The 15,136-nt window shown below is 68.9% G+C and carries 18 protein-coding genes; 10 read left to right on the top strand and 8 right to left on the bottom strand.

From position 1 onward, the window contains the following. A complete protein-coding gene (locus QUD34_RS12270) occupies positions 1-1,155 on the bottom strand; it encodes a zinc-ribbon domain-containing protein (RefSeq protein ID WP_286353998.1) in 1,155 nt (384 codons plus the stop codon). 131 nt (positions 1,156-1,286) lie between these two features. Between QUD34_RS12270 and tmk the strand changes: the two genes are divergently transcribed. The 5 genes from tmk (at position 1,287) to mce (ending at position 5,056) form a co-directional block, all read left to right on the top strand. After that, on the top strand, positions 1,287-1,952 hold the full coding sequence (tmk, locus tag QUD34_RS12265) for a dTMP kinase (protein WP_286353997.1): 666 nt from the start codon (positions 1,287-1,289) through the stop codon (positions 1,950-1,952). After that, positions 1,952-2,965: a DNA polymerase III delta subunit-related protein gene (locus QUD34_RS12260; protein ID WP_286353996.1), complete on the top strand. Its 1,014-nt coding sequence runs from the start codon at positions 1,952-1,954 to the stop codon at positions 2,963-2,965. The genes tmk and QUD34_RS12260 overlap by 1 nt, the downstream gene beginning before the upstream one ends. A gap of 136 nt (positions 2,966-3,101) precedes the next feature. Beyond that, on the top strand, positions 3,102-3,344 hold the full coding sequence (locus QUD34_RS12255; protein WP_286353995.1) for a DUF2492 family protein: 243 nt from the start codon (positions 3,102-3,104) through the stop codon (positions 3,342-3,344). Between the two features lie 62 nt (positions 3,345-3,406). Continuing rightward, a complete protein-coding gene (locus QUD34_RS12250) occupies positions 3,407-4,615 on the top strand; it encodes a PDC sensor domain-containing protein (protein WP_286353994.1) in 1,209 nt (402 codons plus the stop codon). Between the two features lie 36 nt (positions 4,616-4,651). Continuing rightward, positions 4,652-5,056 (top strand): methylmalonyl-CoA epimerase, encoded by a 405-nt coding sequence (mce, locus tag QUD34_RS12245; RefSeq protein WP_286353993.1) that lies wholly within the window; start codon positions 4,652-4,654, stop codon positions 5,054-5,056. 33 nt (positions 5,057-5,089) lie between these two features. On the opposite strand, the gene QUD34_RS12240 is transcribed toward mce, so the two are convergent. Next, the gene (locus QUD34_RS12240; protein WP_286353992.1) at positions 5,090-6,034 is read right to left on the bottom strand and encodes an ion channel; all 945 of its coding nucleotides are present in this window, start codon (positions 6,032-6,034) and stop codon (positions 5,090-5,092) included. 94 nt (positions 6,035-6,128) lie between these two features. Beyond that, a complete protein-coding gene (locus QUD34_RS12235; RefSeq protein ID WP_286353991.1) occupies positions 6,129-7,058 on the bottom strand; it encodes a prepilin peptidase in 930 nt (309 codons plus the stop codon). Between the two features lie 180 nt (positions 7,059-7,238). Here QUD34_RS12235 and QUD34_RS12230 point away from each other — a divergent pair, with 180 nt between their 5' ends. Both QUD34_RS12230 and QUD34_RS12225 read left to right on the top strand, forming a co-directional pair. After that, on the top strand, positions 7,239-7,871 hold the full coding sequence (locus QUD34_RS12230; RefSeq protein ID WP_286353990.1) for a peptidylprolyl isomerase: 633 nt from the start codon (positions 7,239-7,241) through the stop codon (positions 7,869-7,871). Positions 7,872-7,873: 2 nt separating this feature from the next. Then, the gene (locus QUD34_RS12225) at positions 7,874-8,638 is read left to right on the top strand and encodes a lysophospholipid acyltransferase family protein (RefSeq protein ID WP_286353989.1); all 765 of its coding nucleotides are present in this window, start codon (positions 7,874-7,876) and stop codon (positions 8,636-8,638) included. 92 nt (positions 8,639-8,730) lie between these two features. Here QUD34_RS12225 and QUD34_RS12220 read toward each other — a convergent pair whose 3' ends face one another. The 3 genes from QUD34_RS12220 to QUD34_RS12210 form a co-directional block, all read right to left on the bottom strand. Further along, the gene (locus QUD34_RS12220) at positions 8,731-9,132 is read right to left on the bottom strand and encodes a phage holin family protein (RefSeq protein WP_286353988.1); all 402 of its coding nucleotides are present in this window, start codon (positions 9,130-9,132) and stop codon (positions 8,731-8,733) included. After that, positions 9,129-10,028 carry a serine O-acetyltransferase EpsC gene (epsC, locus tag QUD34_RS12215; protein WP_286353987.1) on the bottom strand — a complete coding sequence of 300 codons (900 nt, stop codon included), beginning with the start codon at positions 10,026-10,028 and terminating at the stop codon, positions 9,129-9,131. The genes QUD34_RS12220 and epsC overlap by 4 nt, the downstream gene beginning before the upstream one ends. A 63-nt stretch (positions 10,029-10,091) precedes the next feature. Then, positions 10,092-11,156 (bottom strand): bifunctional methionine sulfoxide reductase B/A protein, encoded by a 1,065-nt coding sequence (locus tag QUD34_RS12210; protein WP_286353986.1) that lies wholly within the window; start codon positions 11,154-11,156, stop codon positions 10,092-10,094. 105 nt (positions 11,157-11,261) lie between these two features. Between QUD34_RS12210 and QUD34_RS12205 the strand changes: the two genes are divergently transcribed. The 3 genes from QUD34_RS12205 to QUD34_RS12195 all read left to right on the top strand — a co-directional run bounded on the left by QUD34_RS12205 (position 11,262) and on the right by QUD34_RS12195 (position 13,128). Further along, on the top strand, positions 11,262-11,963 hold the full coding sequence (locus QUD34_RS12205; protein WP_286353985.1) for an MBL fold metallo-hydrolase: 702 nt from the start codon (positions 11,262-11,264) through the stop codon (positions 11,961-11,963). Between the two features lie 9 nt (positions 11,964-11,972). Continuing rightward, on the top strand, positions 11,973-12,572 hold the full coding sequence (locus QUD34_RS12200) for a hypothetical protein (protein ID WP_286353984.1): 600 nt from the start codon (positions 11,973-11,975) through the stop codon (positions 12,570-12,572). A 232-nt stretch (positions 12,573-12,804) separates the two neighbouring features. Continuing rightward, entirely contained in the window at positions 12,805-13,128 is a 324-nt protein-coding gene (locus tag QUD34_RS12195) for an HU family DNA-binding protein (protein ID WP_286353983.1), read from the top strand. Positions 13,129-13,228: 100 nt separating this feature from the next. Here QUD34_RS12195 and QUD34_RS12190 read toward each other — a convergent pair whose 3' ends face one another. Beyond that, the gene (locus QUD34_RS12190) at positions 13,229-13,966 is read right to left on the bottom strand and encodes a LytR/AlgR family response regulator transcription factor (RefSeq protein WP_286353982.1); all 738 of its coding nucleotides are present in this window, start codon (positions 13,964-13,966) and stop codon (positions 13,229-13,231) included. Next, positions 13,935-14,963: a sensor histidine kinase gene (locus tag QUD34_RS12185; RefSeq protein ID WP_286353981.1), complete on the bottom strand. Its 1,029-nt coding sequence runs from the start codon at positions 14,961-14,963 to the stop codon at positions 13,935-13,937. The genes QUD34_RS12190 and QUD34_RS12185 overlap by 32 nt, the downstream gene beginning before the upstream one ends. Between the last annotated feature and the right edge of the window lie 173 nt (positions 14,964-15,136).

Here is a 15,136-nt window from a genome sequence, read left to right as displayed (position 1 = left end):
TCAGTTCTTGCCGAAGAGGCCGCCGAAGAGGCTCTTCTTGGGGGCGATCTCCATGACCGGGGAATCCAGAGAAGGGGCGCCACCGCTGCGCTCGCGGCGAAGGCGCTCGAAGACGGGGCGCAGACCGGGAACCTTGTGGGCTTCCAGCCAGTTCTCGCTGTGCTGCCGGGCCACCAGGTGGTTCTCCAGGATGCGGCCCTCCTCCACCCAGGCGATGATCTGGGACATGGTGAGCCCGGGGTAGATCTCCTCGCCGATCTTCAGCCGCAGGAGCTCGGCGCCCGCATCCGTGGCCAGCGAGGTCGGGAACAGGTCCGACGGGGAGAGGGACGGCGTCGACGGTGCGGCCTCCTTGTGCGCTTCGGGAGTCGGCACTGCCTCGGAGGACCGGAAGGAGGAAGGCCCCTGGGGTGCGACGGCCAAGGCGGCCCGGAGGTCCTCCTGGGTGAGGCGCACGGTGGTGCTGGAAGCGGCCTGGCCGCCCTCGACCGGGTGCCCGGAGGCGGTGGGATCCTCGCCCGCCCCATCGGCCTCCGCAGGGGGGGTGGGCATCTCGCTGCCGCCCAGGGTGGCTTCCAGGGCGGTGAGGGTCGCCTCCATGTCCATGGCGGACGAATCCTTGGTGATCTTCAGACCCGAGGGCTGGGCCGGGGCATCGCCGAACAGCTTGTCGATGGCATCTCGGGCGGAGGTGTAGCCAGACAGGGTGGTCTCGGTGATCTCGGGGGGGAAGGGTGGGGGTGTGGGCGGAGTCGTGGGCGGGGCTGCGGGCGTCGTCCCAAGCGCCAGGTCGGGTGCCGGCTCGGGCGGCGCGGCCTGCTTGGCCTCGGGCAGGGCAGCGGGAGTGTCCACGAGGGTCTTCTCGAGGATCTCCGCGTCCGCACCCTCCAGGTCGCCCAGGGTGAGCGAGGGAGGCGCCTCCGAGGGCTGGAAGTCGGCGAGATCCCCCAGCTCGGAGCCCAGGTGAGATTCGAGGCCTGCTTCGAGGTCGAAATCAGGGGTTGCCGCTGGCGTCAGCAGGCGGGCCACGATGTCACCCACGGGAAACACGCCGCCGCAGGAGAAGCACCGGGCCCGGCGGATGGCCGGTCGGAGCCGCTCGGGACGGAGGCGGTAGCGGGTGGAGCAGCTGGGGCAATGGATCGCTTCGGCCACCTGGAACTCCTGGAGTTTCGAGCAGGATAGCACTCCGCATGAGCGTGGGCCAAACCCCCCGGTCGGCTCGGCCCGCCGCCGGCCCGTCGCCGGCCGCCCCGCGCCGGGTATCCTCATCGGACGGAGGTCCGGTGCGCGGCGTGTTCATCACCATCGAGGGCGTGGAAGGCTCGGGCAAGTCCACCCAGCTGCTCCGGCTGTCGGAGCGCCTGCGGCACCTGGGCCTGCCCCTGGTGGTCTCGAAGGAGCCCGGCGGCACGGCCCTGGGCCGGGAGCTTCGCCGTCTGTTGCTGGAGCGCCACGCCAGCGGCGAAACCTGGTGCGCGGACGCGGAGCTGCTGCTCTTCTACGCCGACCGGGCCCAGCATCTCGAGACGGTGATCCGCCCCGCGCTGGCGGAGGGAAAGGTCGTGCTGGTGGATCGCTTCGAGGATTCCACCCGGGCCTACCAGGGCGCCAGCGGCGTGCCCGAGGCGGCCCTGGATCGCCTCAGCGAACTGGTCCTGCGGGGGCTCCGCCCCAGCCTCACCGTGGTGCTGGACATGGACCCCGAGCTGTCGCTCCAGCGCGTGGAGGTCCGCAACCTCTCCCTGGGAGCCGAGTTCGCGGAGACGCGCTTCGACAATGCCGCCCTGGAGTTCCACCGCAAGGTGCGCAACCGCTTCCTGGCCATCGCCCAGAGCCACCCCGGCCGCGTGGCCCTGGTGCCCGCCCGGGATCCCGTCGACCAGGTGGAAGCGGCCATCTGGGCGCGGGTGGCGCCCCTGCTGCGCAGCGCCGGCTTCGGAGTCGACTGATGTTCGCCCCGGACATCGCCGGTCATCGGGCCCTCCGGCAGCGCCTGTTGGATCGCCTGCAGGCCGGTCGGATCCGCGGCTCGCTGCTTTTCACGGGGCCGGAGGGCATCGGCAAGCGCCGCGTGGCCCTCGAACTGGCCCAGCGCGAGATCTGCTTCCGCCGGAACGCCTGCGGCCAGTGCGAAGGCTGCCGGATGTTCCTGGGCGAAGACCTGCCCTTCGAGCTGCCCAACCTGCTGCGGATCACGCCCGAGGGCAAGGCGGGCGTCATCCGCATCGACCAGATCCGCGAGGGCCTGGATTCGAACAACCAGCCCCGCTTCAGCCGTGGCGTCATCGAGTGGGCTTCCCTGGCCCCACCCCTGGGCTGCCACCGCTGGATATTGGTGGAGGAGGCCCACCGCCTCAACGAATCCAGCGGCAACATCCTGCTCAAGACCCTCGAGGAGCCCCCCGAGGGCACCCACTTCATCCTGGTGACCCACCGGCCCGAGGCCCTGCTCCAGACCATCCGCAGCCGCTGTGAGCGCATCCCCTTCGCACCCCTGCCGCCGGAAGAGGCCTGGGCCGTGGCCACGCGCCACGGATGGGGCGAAGCCGACCGGGCCCGCTGGGCCGCCCTGGGGGAGGGCAGCCTGCGCTTCCTGGAAGAACCCGCCTTCCGCCGGGCCGAGGCCCAAGTGGAGGCCTGGATCGCCCTGCTGGGGGGTCGTTCCTTCAGCGAGGCGGGGGAGGCCCTGCTTCCCGAAAAGGATTCGGTCCTGGCCCAGGGGGAACAGCTGCGGCAACCCCTGGAACTGCTCTTGCGCCTGCTGGCGGACCTGGCCCGGATCCAGGCGGGGGAAGCCCCGGCCCTGGATCCCTGGCGCGGGGCCCTGGAGCCGCTGGCCGCCCAGTCCCGGGATCTCAAGGTTCCCCAGGAGGCCGCCCTCGAGTCCCTGCGCCACCTGCCGCGGAACCTGAGCCCGGAGCCCCTGCTGCGGGAAGTGGGCCTGGCCCTCCAGGCCTCCTGACCCTGATGCTGGCCTGACGCTGGCGCTGGCCTGACACCGGCGCTGACCGCGGCCCCCGGGGACGGGCGTGACCCGGATCACCCCGCCTTGGGCTAGACTTGATTCAGGAGTCATTACTCCTGAACTGGAGATCCCCATGTCCGATCCCCTTTACGGCCACGACCTGCTGTCCCTGGTGATGGAGCGCGGCGGAGCCGTCTCCGTCGAGGATCTCCGGACCGCCGCCCTCGCCGTCCACGGGCCCGATCCCGTCTACCACAACTGCCACGGGGATTCCTTCGACTTCGACGGCGTGCTGGCCTTCCTCGGCCAGAAGGGAAAGATCAACCTGGCGGACGGCCGGGTGACCTTGGGGCCGGCCCCGGCCTGCCAGCACTGATTCCGAGGGGTGGAGACCAGACTCCAGTAGGATCTCCAGGAAGTCTTTCCACCGCGGACCTCATGGACGCCCACCCGGTCGATCTCGATTCACCCTTCGCCACCAGGCCCTTTCTGATCCGGCTGGGTGCGGGGATCCTGATCCTCAACCTGTTCGTCATCCTGATGGCGGTGGTCTCGCTCAGGCAGAGCTGGCGCAATCACCAGGAACGGGCCATCGTCACGGGCCAGAACCTGGCCCAGGTCCTCGATCGCTATGTGGCCGACACCTTCAGCAGGGCCGATGTCGCGGTCTGGGCCGTGAAGGACGAGGTCGAGCGATCCGCTGCGAACCCCAAGGGGGGTCGCCGCGATCTGGATGCGTTCATCCGGCGGCAGCACGAACGGGTGCCGGGGTTGCTGGCCCTCCGCACCACCGATGCCACGGGGATGATCGACCATGGGAGTGGTCTCGGAGGCGGCACCCGCGTCAGCGTGGCGGATCGCGAACATTTCATCCAGCTCCGGGACATTCCAGAAGCCGGGGTGGTGATCTCCAAACCCATTTTCGGAAGGCTCACCGGCACCTGGGTGATCATCCTGGCCCGGCGCCTGGAGCGCCCCGATCACAGCTTCGCCGGCATGGTCCATGCGGTGATTGCTCTGGATCAGTTCAGCCAGGCGTTCTCCTCTCTGGATGTGGGGCCGCATGGTTCGGTCGCGCTCCGGAACCTGGAACTGGAACTGATCGCCCGCCACCCTGAGCCCGTGGCTGCCGGCACCGGGGTCGGCCAGAAGGTCATCTCGTCGGAGTTCTCGGCCTTCGCCCAGTCCGGCCGGAGCACGGGCATCTACCGGGCCCGCACCCCCTTTGACCATGTCCAGCGCACCTTCGCCATCCGCAGGGTGACGGGCCAGCCCTTCTTTGTCCTGGTGGGGCTGGCCGAGCAGGACTACCTGGCGGGCTGGTGGCGGGAGGCCGTTCAGGAACTCACGGAAGTGGCCCTGTTCACCTGCCTGACCCTGGTGGCGTCCTGGCTGATGCACCGTGCCTGGCGGCGGCAGCAGGTGGTCCACGAGAATCTGCGGAACCTGCTGACGGAAGTGAAGACCCTGGGCGGCATGCTGCCCATCTGCAGCCACTGCAAAAAGATCCGGGATGACAAGGGCTACTGGAACCAGATCGAGACCTATCTCAACGAGCACACCGACGCCGAGTTCACCCACGGCATCTGTCCCGAGTGTGCGAAGGAGGTCTTCCCCCGCTCCTCGGGAAAGCACCCCGCGATCTAGTGGGGCCTCAGGCCTACACTGTTTCCGGGGGATCCCATGCACCTGCTCCGCATCAACCATTTGGGCATCGCGACGCCGGGTCTGGACGAGGCCATGGCGCGCATGGCACGCCTCTTCGACATGGCGGCGGACCACGCGGAGGAGGTGGCCGAGCAGAAGGTGAAGACGGCCTTCTTCCCCGTGGGCGAGAGCACCCTGGAATTCCTGGAGAGCACCGACCCCGAGGGGCCCATCGGCAAGTTCCTGGCGAAGCGCGGCCCCGGCATCCACCATGTCTGCTTCGAGGTGGACGACATCGACGCGGCCGTGGCGCAGCTGCTCGCCAAGGGCGTGCGCATGATCGACCAGGCCCCGCGGAACGGCGCCCACGGCTGCCGCGTGGCCTTCATCCATCCGGCGGAAACCGGCGGCGTGCTGATGGAGCTGAGCCAGGGGGCGTGAGGGCCGCCGCAGGTCGAATCCCCACCGGCCCGGTCAGCCGTGTCCCGCCGACCCTGGTTCCTCCAGGGCATCCAGCTGCGTCACATCCATTTCGGTCATCCCATCGGCGGCGGCGAAGAGCATGGGTTTGAACCGGGCGCCCCACCGGACCTCCTCCGCGGTGTAGGAGGTGCGGGCGTAGATGGTCTGCGAGAAGGTGTCGTCGAAGGCCTTGATGAGGACGATGAATTCGGCCCTGGCCCGGCGCAGGTCCTCGGCGGTCATCCCCTGCAGGGGGCTCGCCTCATCGATGGGATGTACCACGGTCCAACTGGAGGGGAAGAGGTTGATCTTGGCCCGCTCCAGCGAAAGGTTCATGAAGCGGCGCTGGCGGGAGCCCGGATCTTCAAAGGAGAGGCTGACCGCGGCCTCCACCTCGATGAGCTGGTTGCTGCGCATGTTGACGAGGCGGAACATGAAGCCGGTGATCGGCCCGTAGGTGGCCACCACGGCCTGGGCGCTGAACCGCAGGCAGGCCTGGGGCCGGGAGAACCGTCCGTAGAGGAGGCCCGTGGCCAGGGCGAAGCTGAGGAGGCCCAGCAGGGATTCCATCGCCGCGGCGGTGTTGGCGAGGGTGCCCTTGGGGCTGATGTGCCCGTAGCCCACGGTGGTGAGCGTCTGGGCGCTGAAGAAGAAGGCGTCCTGAATCCGGTCGGGGAGCGTTTCGCCGCCGGGGCGGGTGAAGTGCTCCATCCCGATGCCCAGGTAGAGGAGGGCGAAGAGGGCGTTGGTGACGACGAAGGCCAGGAGCAGGAGCCCCAGGAAGGGGGCCCAGCCCATGGTGATGAGGTGGTGGTAGAGCTCGTAGAAGCGGAAGCGGGGCAGGCCCCGGCGGCGCACATTGAAGGAGCCGTCCTTGTTGACCCCTCGACCGGAGTTTGCCTGGAGGCCCAGACCGAGGTCGTCAACGACCGGGATACCGCGGGGGGGAGGGGGCATGGTGTCCTGTGGAGGAGGTCCCGAAAGGAGGGGCGGATGACCACCATGCCAGGGGTGGAGGCCGGCCCGCCAGCCCCAGGTCCCCGCGAGGCGGTCAGCCCACCCACCCCAGGTACCCGAGCCACAGGGCCCGCCCGAAGAACACCACCACCGGCGTGGCGAGCGCCAGGAAGCAGCCGAAGGGCAGCATGGTCTGGCCCGAGACGGTCTGGTCGGAGCCGCGGCGCAGGAGCACGAGAGGCACGCCCACGGCCGCGCCGAGGCCCGCGCCCAGGAAGAGGATGCCCAGCATGGGGCCCCAGCCCCAGAAGGCGCCCAGCCAGGCCAGCATCTTGAAGTCGCCCATGCCCAGGCCGTCGGTCTTGCGGATCCATTTATAGATCTGGTTGAGCAGGGCGGGACCGCCGTAGCCGATCACCAGGCCCAGGAGGCTGGCCTGCCAGGTGACGGCGGCCTCGAAGCCGCGGAAGGCGGGGGCGGGCTGAAGGCCGTTGTGGAAGGCCAGAGCCTGGATGAGGGTGTCCTGGCGGTCCCAGACTTTCAGGAGGGTCTCGGGCCAGGCCAGCTGGGGCAGGGCGCAGAGCACCCCGAGGGCCATGAGGGGGAACTGGATGGCGTCCGGCAGGATCATCTCGGTGAAGTCCGTGAAGAACAGCACGACCAGCGCGTAGGCGCAGATCACGGCCTTGAACCAGATGAGCGTTCCGAAGGGGAAGAACCAGTGGGCGCCGCCCAGGATCAGGCCGCCCAGCACCTCCACCAGCGGGTAGCGCACGGGGATGCGCCAGCCGCAGGCGGCGCATTTCCCGCGCAGCCACAGCCACCCGAAGAGCGGGACATTGTGCCAGGGCTTGATCTTCGCTTTGCAGGCGGGGCAGTGGCTGGCCCTGGTCACCACATTGCGATCCTCCGGCGCCTCCTGGGGCAGCCGGTGGATGAGCACATTGGAAAACGAGCCGAAGATCAGGCCGAATGGCGCCAGGAGAAGACTCAGGAGCCAGGGGGGGAGGTCCATGAAGGGCATGGGACTACGATACCCCAGGGGTAACCGCCCGGCCGATAGCGGCCTCTGCGTTCCCCCTGGCCCCTGCCTTGCCGGCAGGCGGTGCCTCCGGTCGAGGGCTGCCCGCCGAGGGCTTCGTTTTCGGGAATGGGGACTTCCCGGCCATTCGCGGCAGAATGAAGGGAAGCCCCAGGAGTTTTCGTGTCCCGTCTGCTGCTCTGTCTGTCCTTCGCCATGTCCCTGGCCGCTCAGGCGCCCGTCCAGGCGCCGGCCGCTGCTCCGGCCGCTACCCCAGTTCCCGCTCCGGCCCCCGTGGCCAAGCCGCGGGTGCAGTTGCTCACCAGTTACGGGCCGGTCGTCCTCGAACTGGAGCCGGAGCTGGCGCCCAAGACCGTGGCGAACTTCCTGCAGTATGTGAAGGACGGCCACTACAAGGGCACCATCTTCCACCGGGTCATCGACGGTTTCATGGTCCAGGGCGGTGGTCTGCTGGAGAACCTGGATGAAAAGCCCCTGCGGGAGCCCATCCTCAACGAGGCGCCCCAGACCTTCCGGGCCGGCCTGAAGAACACCCGGGGCACCGTGGCCATGGCCCGCACGGGCTCGCCCCACAGCGCCACGGCCCAGTTCTACATCAACACCGTGGACAACAAGAGCCTGGATCACCGCGACCTGACCGATGAAGGCTACGGCTACTGCGTCTTCGGCCGCGTGGTCTCGGGCATGGAGGCCGTGGACAAGATCGAGAAGGTGAAGACGGAATGGCGCAAGGGCCAGAGCGGCGTGCCGCAGTATCCCGTGCGCCTGAAGGATGTCTCGTTGCTGCCGCAGTAGGCATGCCCATCCGCCCCTTCCTTCGACCGGCCCTGGTCTGGGTCTTCGGTGCCCTGGCCCTGGCCCTGGCCGTTTGCCTGTGCTTCTTGCTGGCGCCCTTCCTCGGCGGCCGGCGGGCCTTCTGGATCGTGGCGCCCCGCTACATCCGCGGCACCGCCCGGGCCTTCGGCATCCGCCGCGAACTGGCGGGCTGGGAGGATCTTCCCGAAGCGTTCCGCAACGGCACCCGCCCGGCGGTCTTCATCGGCAACCACACTTCGCTGTTCGATCCCCCCCTGATGATCTCCACGCTGCCCTGCCATCCCGTGTTCGTGGCCAAGCGGGAGCTGGCGGGGGTGCCCTTCCTGGGTTGGGTGATCTGGCTGGCGGGGTTCATCTTCATCGACCGCAGTAACCGCGCGGCCGCCTTGCGCAGTCTGGAGGACGCCGCCGCCCGCATCCGTGCGGGGCAGGCCATCGTGGCCTTCCCCGAAGGCACCCGCAGCCGCGATGGCCGCCTGCTGCCCTTCAAGAAGGGCGCCTTCGCCCTGGCCTTCGAGGCCGGCGTTCCGGTGGTGCCCTTCGCCATCCACGGCGGGCCGGACATCCTGCCCAAGGGGACCTGGCGCACGCGGGGCGGCCTCTACCGCATCACGATGGGCGCGCCGCTGGAATCCCACGCCCATCCCGATGCCGAAGCCCTGCGGCTGGCGGCCGAGGCCGCCGTGCGGGCGCTCCTGGAAAAGGACCAAGGAAAGTCAACCGAAGGGGGCGTGGAGGTGCCCTGACCCGACTTGCGGGACCGACCTCCCCTTCATTCGGAGCCAGGCCATTCCCGCTGCCCTCTGTGTCCTCCGCGATCTCCGCGGATGAAGGCTTTTCAGTTCACGACCTTGATGGATGGGGACGGCCCCTGGGGGCGCTGACGGTCCTTGGGGATGAAGAGGGCGCCGAGGACGGAGGCGACGAGGCTGGTGACCAGGGCGCCGAAGAAGCCCGCCCAGAAGCCGCTCACCGTGAAGGTCAGGCCCAGCCGGGAAGAGAGGGCGCCAGCGAGCCAGAAGACCAGGCCGTTGATGACGAGGCTGAAGCAACCGAGGGAGCAGGCCATGGGCACGAAGGCGATGACCTTGAGGAGGCTGCCGACGGTGGTGTTCAGGGCCGCCAGGATCACGGCCACGATCAGGAGGTCCAGGAAGGACCCGTGACCCAGCCCGGGCACGAAGGAGCAAGCGACCAGCAGGCCGATGGCCGAGAAGAGGAAGCGCAGGAGCGTGGTCATGAGGGCATCCCGTCCTTCTCGTTGGCCTGGGTGATGACGCTGCCCGGCGGCACGCTGCGGGTGAGCCAGACATTGCCGCCGATGGCCGACCCCTTGCCGAGGGTGATGCGGCCCAGGACGGTGGCATTGGAGTAGATGATCACATCGTCCTCCACCACCGGATGGCGGGGGACGCCCTTGACGGGGTGGCCCTCGGCATCCAGGGGGAAGCTCTTGGCGCCGAGCGTCACGCCCTGGTAGATCCGCACATTGCGGCCGATGATGCAGGTCTCGCCGATGACCACGCCCGTGCCGTGGTCAATGAAGAACCGCTCGCCGATCTCGGCGCCGGGGTGGATGTCGATGCCCGTGAGGCTGTGGGCGTGCTCCGTGATCATGCGCGGCAGCAGAGGCACCTTCAGCTTCAGCAGTTCGTGGGCCAGGCGCTGGCTGGTGATGGCCATCAGGCCGGGGTAGCAGAACAGGACTTCATCGGGGCTGGTGGCCGCCGGGTCGCCCTCGAAGCCCGCCTGGATGTCCGTGGCGAGGAGGCGGCGCACCTCGGGCAGCCGGGCGAGGAAGGCCCGTGCCAGGTCCAGGGCCCGCTCCCGGCAGTTTCCGCAGGTGGGATCGGAAGCCATGAGGCCCCGCTGGATCTGGTCGCCAAGGCCGATCAGCACCCGGTCCATGCGGGCGCCCAGGTGGTAGTGCAGGGTCTCGGCCTTCAGCTCGGACGCGCCGAAATAGCCCGGGAAGAGCAGGGCGCGCAGCTCCTCCACGAGGCCCCCCAGGATGGTGCGGGACGGGAATTCCCGTCGCCCCAGGGGCATGTCCGTCAGCGCCGTGGCGGCCAGGGCCAGGGCCTCGACCACGGCATGGAGGTCGGGCCGGTCTTCCAGGGGGTGCTCGCTCGGCATGAGGGGCTCCAGACTCCAGCCAGGCCTCGCGGCCGGCCTGGAGGACAAGGATGCCACAGGCCCTCAGTCCCGCACGAAGTGGCAGGTGTAGCCGCCGGGATGTTTCACGAGGTAGTCCTGGTGGTAGTCCTCGGCCTTCCACCAGGGGCCCGCGGCGGTGATCTCGGTGACGATGGGGCGCTTCCACTTGCCGCTGGCGTCCACCTCGGCCTTCACGCGCTCCGCAGTCTGCCGCTGGGCCTCCGAGTGGTAGAAGATGGCGCTGCGGTAAGAGGTGCCCAGGTCGTTGCCCTGACGGTTCAGCGTGGTGGGATCGTGCATGCGGAAGAAGAAGCGCAGCAGCGCCTCGAAGGTGGTCTTCGAGGGGTCGAAGCGGATCTGGACGGCCTCGGCATGGCCCTCGTGGTTCTCGTAGGTGGCGTTGGGGACCTTCCCGCCGGTGTAGCCCACCTCGATGGCCGTGACGCCGGGCTGTCGGCGCAGCAGGTCCTCCATGCCCCAGAAGCAGCCGCCGGCCAGGGTGGCGACCTCCTCGCCCGCCGGCGCCGGGTCGGCCTTGGCGGCGGCCTTCCCGAACAGGGGCAGGAAGGCGCCCAGCCCCTGCTTCTCCAGGTCCTCGATCGGGACGAAGCGCAGGGAGGCGCTGTTGATGCAGTAGCGGAGGCCGCCGCGATCCTTCGGGCCGTCGTCGAACACATGGCCCAGGTGGGAATCAGCCTCCTTGGACCGCACCTCGGTGCGGACCATCCCGGCGCTGACATCCCGCTTCTCGACCACATCCTCGCCCTCCAGGGGCTTCGTGAAGCTGGGCCAGCCGCAGCCGGAGTCGAACTTGTCCTTGGAGGAGAACAGGGGCTTCCCGCTCACCACATCGACATAGACGCCCTCCCGGTGCTCGTTCCAGTACTCGTTCCGGAAGGGCGGCTCGGTGCCCGCCTCCTGGGTGACATGGAACTGCATGGGCGTGAGCTTCTGCCGGAGGGCCTCCGGGGTGGGCTTCTTGGGAGCGTTCACCTGTACCTCGCGATCGGGTGGGGCGGAATGGGTGCTCCGGTGGGGGAGAGCCACGGCCGCGCCGGCCAGGGCCACCGCGACCGCCACCGCCAGCCCTATCTTTCTCTTGAGCATGGGCAGATCCTCCGGATGCAGGGTTGGATGCCGATCAGGGGGCGGGCGTTCCCGGAGGCGAGTGGGACAATGGCGCTTCGGCCAGGGACATCCCGAGGAGGCCCCATGCGGTTCGTCTTCGAGCAGGTGCGGGTGGGCGGGGACCGGAACTTCGGCTACCTCCTGGGGGACCGGACGGTGGGGGAGGGAATCCTGGTCGATCCCTCCTACGATCCCGGGGCCCTCGTGGCCCGGGCGAAGGCCCAGGGGCTCCGGATCACGGCCATCCTGAACACCCACGGCCATGCGGACCACAGCAACGGCAATGCTGAGGCCCAGGTCCTCACCGGGGCGCCGGTGTGGGGAGGGCCCGGCCATCCCGGCCCCCTGGACCGGGTGCTGGAGGATGGGGCGGAGATCCCCCTCGGAGCCTGGCGGCTCGGCGTATGGCAGGTGCCCGGCCACTGCCCGGACCACCTGGCCTTCCTGGTGGAGGGCCCCGCCGGGAGCCGGACAGATGGCCCCGCCGGGAGCCGGGCGGGTGGCCTGGCCGCGGGCCTCACCGGCGACCTGCTGTTCGTGGGGAAGGTGGGTGGCACCCCAGGTGACCGCGAGGCCCGCACCGAGTGGGACAGCCTCCAGCGCCTGCTCCGGGAATGGCCGGCCCACGCGACCCTCTGGCCCGGCCACGATTACGGCGCCCGCCCCAGCTCCACCCTGGCCTGGGAGCGCGAGACCAATCCCTTCCTCCTGTGTCCGGATGTCGAGGCCTTCATCCGCCTCAAGGGCGAATGGCCGTCCTTCAAGGCGGCGCACGGGTTGAGGTGAGGCCCGGGGATGGTCCAATGGACCCGGGAGGCGACGGGCATGGACCAGGCCTGGGGATGGACGATGGGGGGGCACGGCCCGGCGCTGGCCTACCTGGCGGGCACGGCCGGGGTGCTCTGGCTGTTGAACCAGGCCCGGCGCTCCTTCTGGCTCTTCTCCCTGCTGGTGCTGCCCGGGACGATCTGCCATGAGCTCTGTCATTGGACCGTGGGCCACCTGCTCCACGGCCGGCCCGTCCGCTTCACCGTGCTCCCGCGGCGCGAAGGCCGCGGCTTCGTGCTGGGCTCCGTGGCCCTGGCGAACCTGCGCTGGTACAACGCCTTCTTCATCGGCTTGGCGCCGCTCCTGCTGCTACCCGCGGCCTACGGGCTCTTCGCGTGGCGGTTGGGCGGGCACCCCGCTCTGGGCTGGCCCGAAGCGGGTGTGGTGTTCCTCCTGGCGAACCTGCTCTTCGGGGCCCTGCCATCCTGGCAGGACCTCCGCATCGCGGCCCGGTCCCCCATCGGCTGGCTGTTGCTGGCCGGGGCCCTGGGCTGGGGGTGGAGGCGGGTCATGAAGGGGCCTGCCCCGGTCCCCGCTCCCGTCGGATCCCCGATGCCGAGGGGCTGAAACCCAGGCCTGTAGCGAGTTTAAGGGATCCTCGGCGGCCGGCTCGCCGGGGGGAGGGCCCTTGATTCCGATGGGTTTTTCGGGGCGCCGGAGAAACCCGATCCCGGGGGAACCCCCGGGGGTTCTGAAAGAGAGACGCTTTTCTTGACTTGCACTGGCGCGAAATTGAGGCACTATCCAAGCGGAAACCCCACCAGCGCCCGATGGCGCTTTCATTCAGGAGGCCAGCAACATGGCCGAGAACCTCACCAAGGCTGAACTCGTCGAAGCCGTCGCCAAGACTGCCGACATCACGAAGGCCGCCGCCGCTGCTGCCATCGGCTGCTTCCTTGAATCCATCGCCGGCCATGTCGGCAAGGGTGGCAAGGTCACGCTGGTCGGCTTCGGCACCTTCAGCCAGAAGACCCGCAAGGCGCGCACGGGCCGCAACCCCCAGACCGGCGCCCCCATCAAGATCGCCGCCTCGAAGTCCATGAGCTTCAAGGCCTCGAAGGCCGCCAAGACGGCGAAGCCCAAGGTCGCGAAGAAGGCCGCCCCCAAGGGCAAGAAGAAGTAGTCAGTCGGTTGCCGAATGAAGAAGGGGGCCGTCGGCCCCCTTCTTCGTGGTCGGGATGAGGCTGCGCCGTGTGGATCCGCAGCTGAGGACCAGCACGCGTTCAGGGCCGGATGCATTCCTTTGCCCGCGGGGTCATGGCTCGGCTGACGGTCAGCTCCACCCTGGGCGCCACCATCACCTTGATGCGCCCCACCGAGGCCGGGCGGATGCCCCTGACCATCCGCGGGCGGAGCAGGAGGTGGCGCTGGATCCGCAGCAAGCCGTCGTCGGGGAAGGCCTGCTCCACCTCGGACAGGGCGGTCCACCGCGTCAGATAGCGGCTGGCCCCCCGGCAGGCCCACACGCGGTCGTGCTCCAGCTCGAAGTGGGTGACGACCTCCAGCTCCATGTAGATCTCGCCGTCTTTCACCCGGATGGGAAACCGCGCGGGAGGCAGCAGGAGGGCCCTCAACTCGGAGGGGCTGAGGCGCCGCACGAGCTGCTCGCGGAGGCGCTGCAGGCAGGCCTCGAGGCGGTCCTCGAACACCGGCTTGAGCAGGTAGTCCGCGGCCGCCAGCTCGAAGGCGCGCACCGCGTAGGACGAGAAGGCCGTGACGAAGACCACGGGCGGGCCGTCCGGGATCTTGGCTAGGACCTCCATGCCGCTGAGACCGGGCATCTGGATGTCCAGGAAGATGGCATCCACTCCTGTCTTATTCGACGCCTTCAGCCACTGGAGCAGGGCTACGCCATTTTCGAGCTCGCCCGTGATGGTGCAGCCGGCTTCCCGGAGGAGCCGAGCGAGCCGCTCTCGGGCCAGGGGCTCGTCATCGACGACTAGGACTTTCAGTGGATCCATGGGGAAATTCTACTAGGGTTGCCGCCAAGCGGAGGCAGGCCAGCGTGCCCTGGCCCGAAGCGCCGAGGGACAAGCTGGCGCCGGAACCGAAGTTCAAGGCCAGGCGGGAGCGCAGGTTCCTCAGGCCGATGCCGGCCCCTATCCCGCCGTCGCGGAAGGGCTCCCCGGAATTCCAGACTTCCAGGGAGAGGGCTCCAGCCTCGGCCCGGGCTCGAACGATGAGCTCTCCGCCCGGGATGCTGGGCGCGATGCCGTGCTTGATGGCGTTTTCCACCAGGGGCTGCAGGAGAAGGGGCGGTAGCTCGATCGCATCCAGGGCCTCGTCCCACTCCCAGGCGACCCGGAGCCGGCTTCCCAACCGGATGGCCTCCAGCGCGAGGAAATCGGAAATGATCTTCCGCTCCTCCCCCAGGGGCAGGCGGCTGTGCTCCGAGGCCAGGAGGAGGCGACGAAGCAGGTCGGACAGGTGCCGGATGGCCGTTTCGGCGGCTCCGGAATCCTTGTGGACGAGCTCCACCAGGCCGTTCAAAGCGTTGAACAGCACATGAGGGTGCACCTGGCTCTGGAGCAGCTGGTTCTTGGCGATCCGGGCTTCGGTCTCGGAAGCCTGGCGCAGCTCTTCGGATCGGGCCCTGGCCGCGACGAGCCCCCCCACCACCATCATCGCCGGGCCCACCAGCCCGGTGTAGATCAGCATGAGTTTGGCCCCGTCGAACTTGATCTGCGCCTGGGTGAATAGCCAACCGTCCATGAGCGGGAGAAGGGCCGATATCAGCTCGCAGCCTATGATCGAAAGGACGAACCCCAGCACGAAGTTCCATGGGGAGCGCAGCCGGCTGGGCAGGATCCAGGGCAGCGGGGCGAAGAGGGCGAAGGCCGTGACATGGAGGAGGGGCGTGGAGAAGGCACTGGCCCAGATCCACCCGGATTCGATGCGGGTGGAGGTCCAGTGGCTGTACAACAGAGAGCCGACCCAGAGGGCATAGCAGACGCCCATCGCCCGCCAGTTCTTCGCCAGGGGGAACAGGTGGGACCAGGGGATCGATGACTCCCCGCCTTCCTCATGGTCGACCCCGGCGAACCCGGAGCGCGACCTTGGTTGTGAGCCCAGCCGGGGCAGTGGCCAATACCTTTCCATGAACGGTATGTAAACACGACTTCAACCGTGGA

Source organism: Geothrix oryzae, from assembly GCF_030295385.1.
In the GTDB taxonomy this organism is placed as follows: domain Bacteria; phylum Acidobacteriota; class Holophagae; order Holophagales; family Holophagaceae; genus Geothrix; species Geothrix oryzae.
The sequence above is the reverse complement of the archived record's forward strand: the minus strand, read 5'-3'. Positions and strand labels throughout refer to the sequence as shown.

Excerpts from the sequence above, each read along its gene's own strand:
- QUD34_RS12260 (WP_286353996.1), top strand. The coding sequence starts at position 1,952 with ATGTTCGCCCCGGACATCGCCGGTCATCGGGCCCTCCGGCAGCGCCTG.
- QUD34_RS12255 (WP_286353995.1), top strand. The coding sequence starts at position 3,102 with ATGTCCGATCCCCTTTACGGCCACGACCTGCTGTCCCTGGTGATGGAG.
- QUD34_RS12250 (WP_286353994.1), top strand. The coding sequence starts at position 3,407 with ATGGACGCCCACCCGGTCGATCTCGATTCACCCTTCGCCACCAGGCCC.
- mce (WP_286353993.1), top strand. The coding sequence starts at position 4,652 with ATGCACCTGCTCCGCATCAACCATTTGGGCATCGCGACGCCGGGTCTG.
- QUD34_RS12240 (WP_286353992.1), bottom strand. The coding sequence starts at position 6,034 with ATGCCCCCTCCCCCCCGCGGTATCCCGGTCGTTGACGACCTCGGTCTG.
- QUD34_RS12235 (WP_286353991.1), bottom strand. The coding sequence starts at position 7,058 with ATGCCCTTCATGGACCTCCCCCCCTGGCTCCTGAGTCTTCTCCTGGCG.
- QUD34_RS12225 (WP_286353989.1), top strand. The coding sequence starts at position 7,874 with ATGCCCATCCGCCCCTTCCTTCGACCGGCCCTGGTCTGGGTCTTCGGT.
- QUD34_RS12220 (WP_286353988.1), bottom strand. The coding sequence starts at position 9,132 with ATGACCACGCTCCTGCGCTTCCTCTTCTCGGCCATCGGCCTGCTGGTC.
- epsC (WP_286353987.1), bottom strand. The coding sequence starts at position 10,028 with ATGCCGAGCGAGCACCCCCTGGAAGACCGGCCCGACCTCCATGCCGTG.
- QUD34_RS12210 (WP_286353986.1), bottom strand. The coding sequence starts at position 11,156 with ATGCTCAAGAGAAAGATAGGGCTGGCGGTGGCGGTCGCGGTGGCCCTG.
- QUD34_RS12205 (WP_286353985.1), top strand. The coding sequence starts at position 11,262 with ATGCGGTTCGTCTTCGAGCAGGTGCGGGTGGGCGGGGACCGGAACTTC.
- QUD34_RS12200 (WP_286353984.1), top strand. The coding sequence starts at position 11,973 with ATGGTCCAATGGACCCGGGAGGCGACGGGCATGGACCAGGCCTGGGGA.
- QUD34_RS12195 (WP_286353983.1), top strand. The coding sequence starts at position 12,805 with ATGGCCGAGAACCTCACCAAGGCTGAACTCGTCGAAGCCGTCGCCAAG.
- QUD34_RS12190 (WP_286353982.1), bottom strand. The coding sequence starts at position 13,966 with ATGGATCCACTGAAAGTCCTAGTCGTCGATGACGAGCCCCTGGCCCGA.
- QUD34_RS12185 (WP_286353981.1), bottom strand. The coding sequence starts at position 14,963 with ATGGGCGTCTGCTATGCCCTCTGGGTCGGCTCTCTGTTGTACAGCCAC.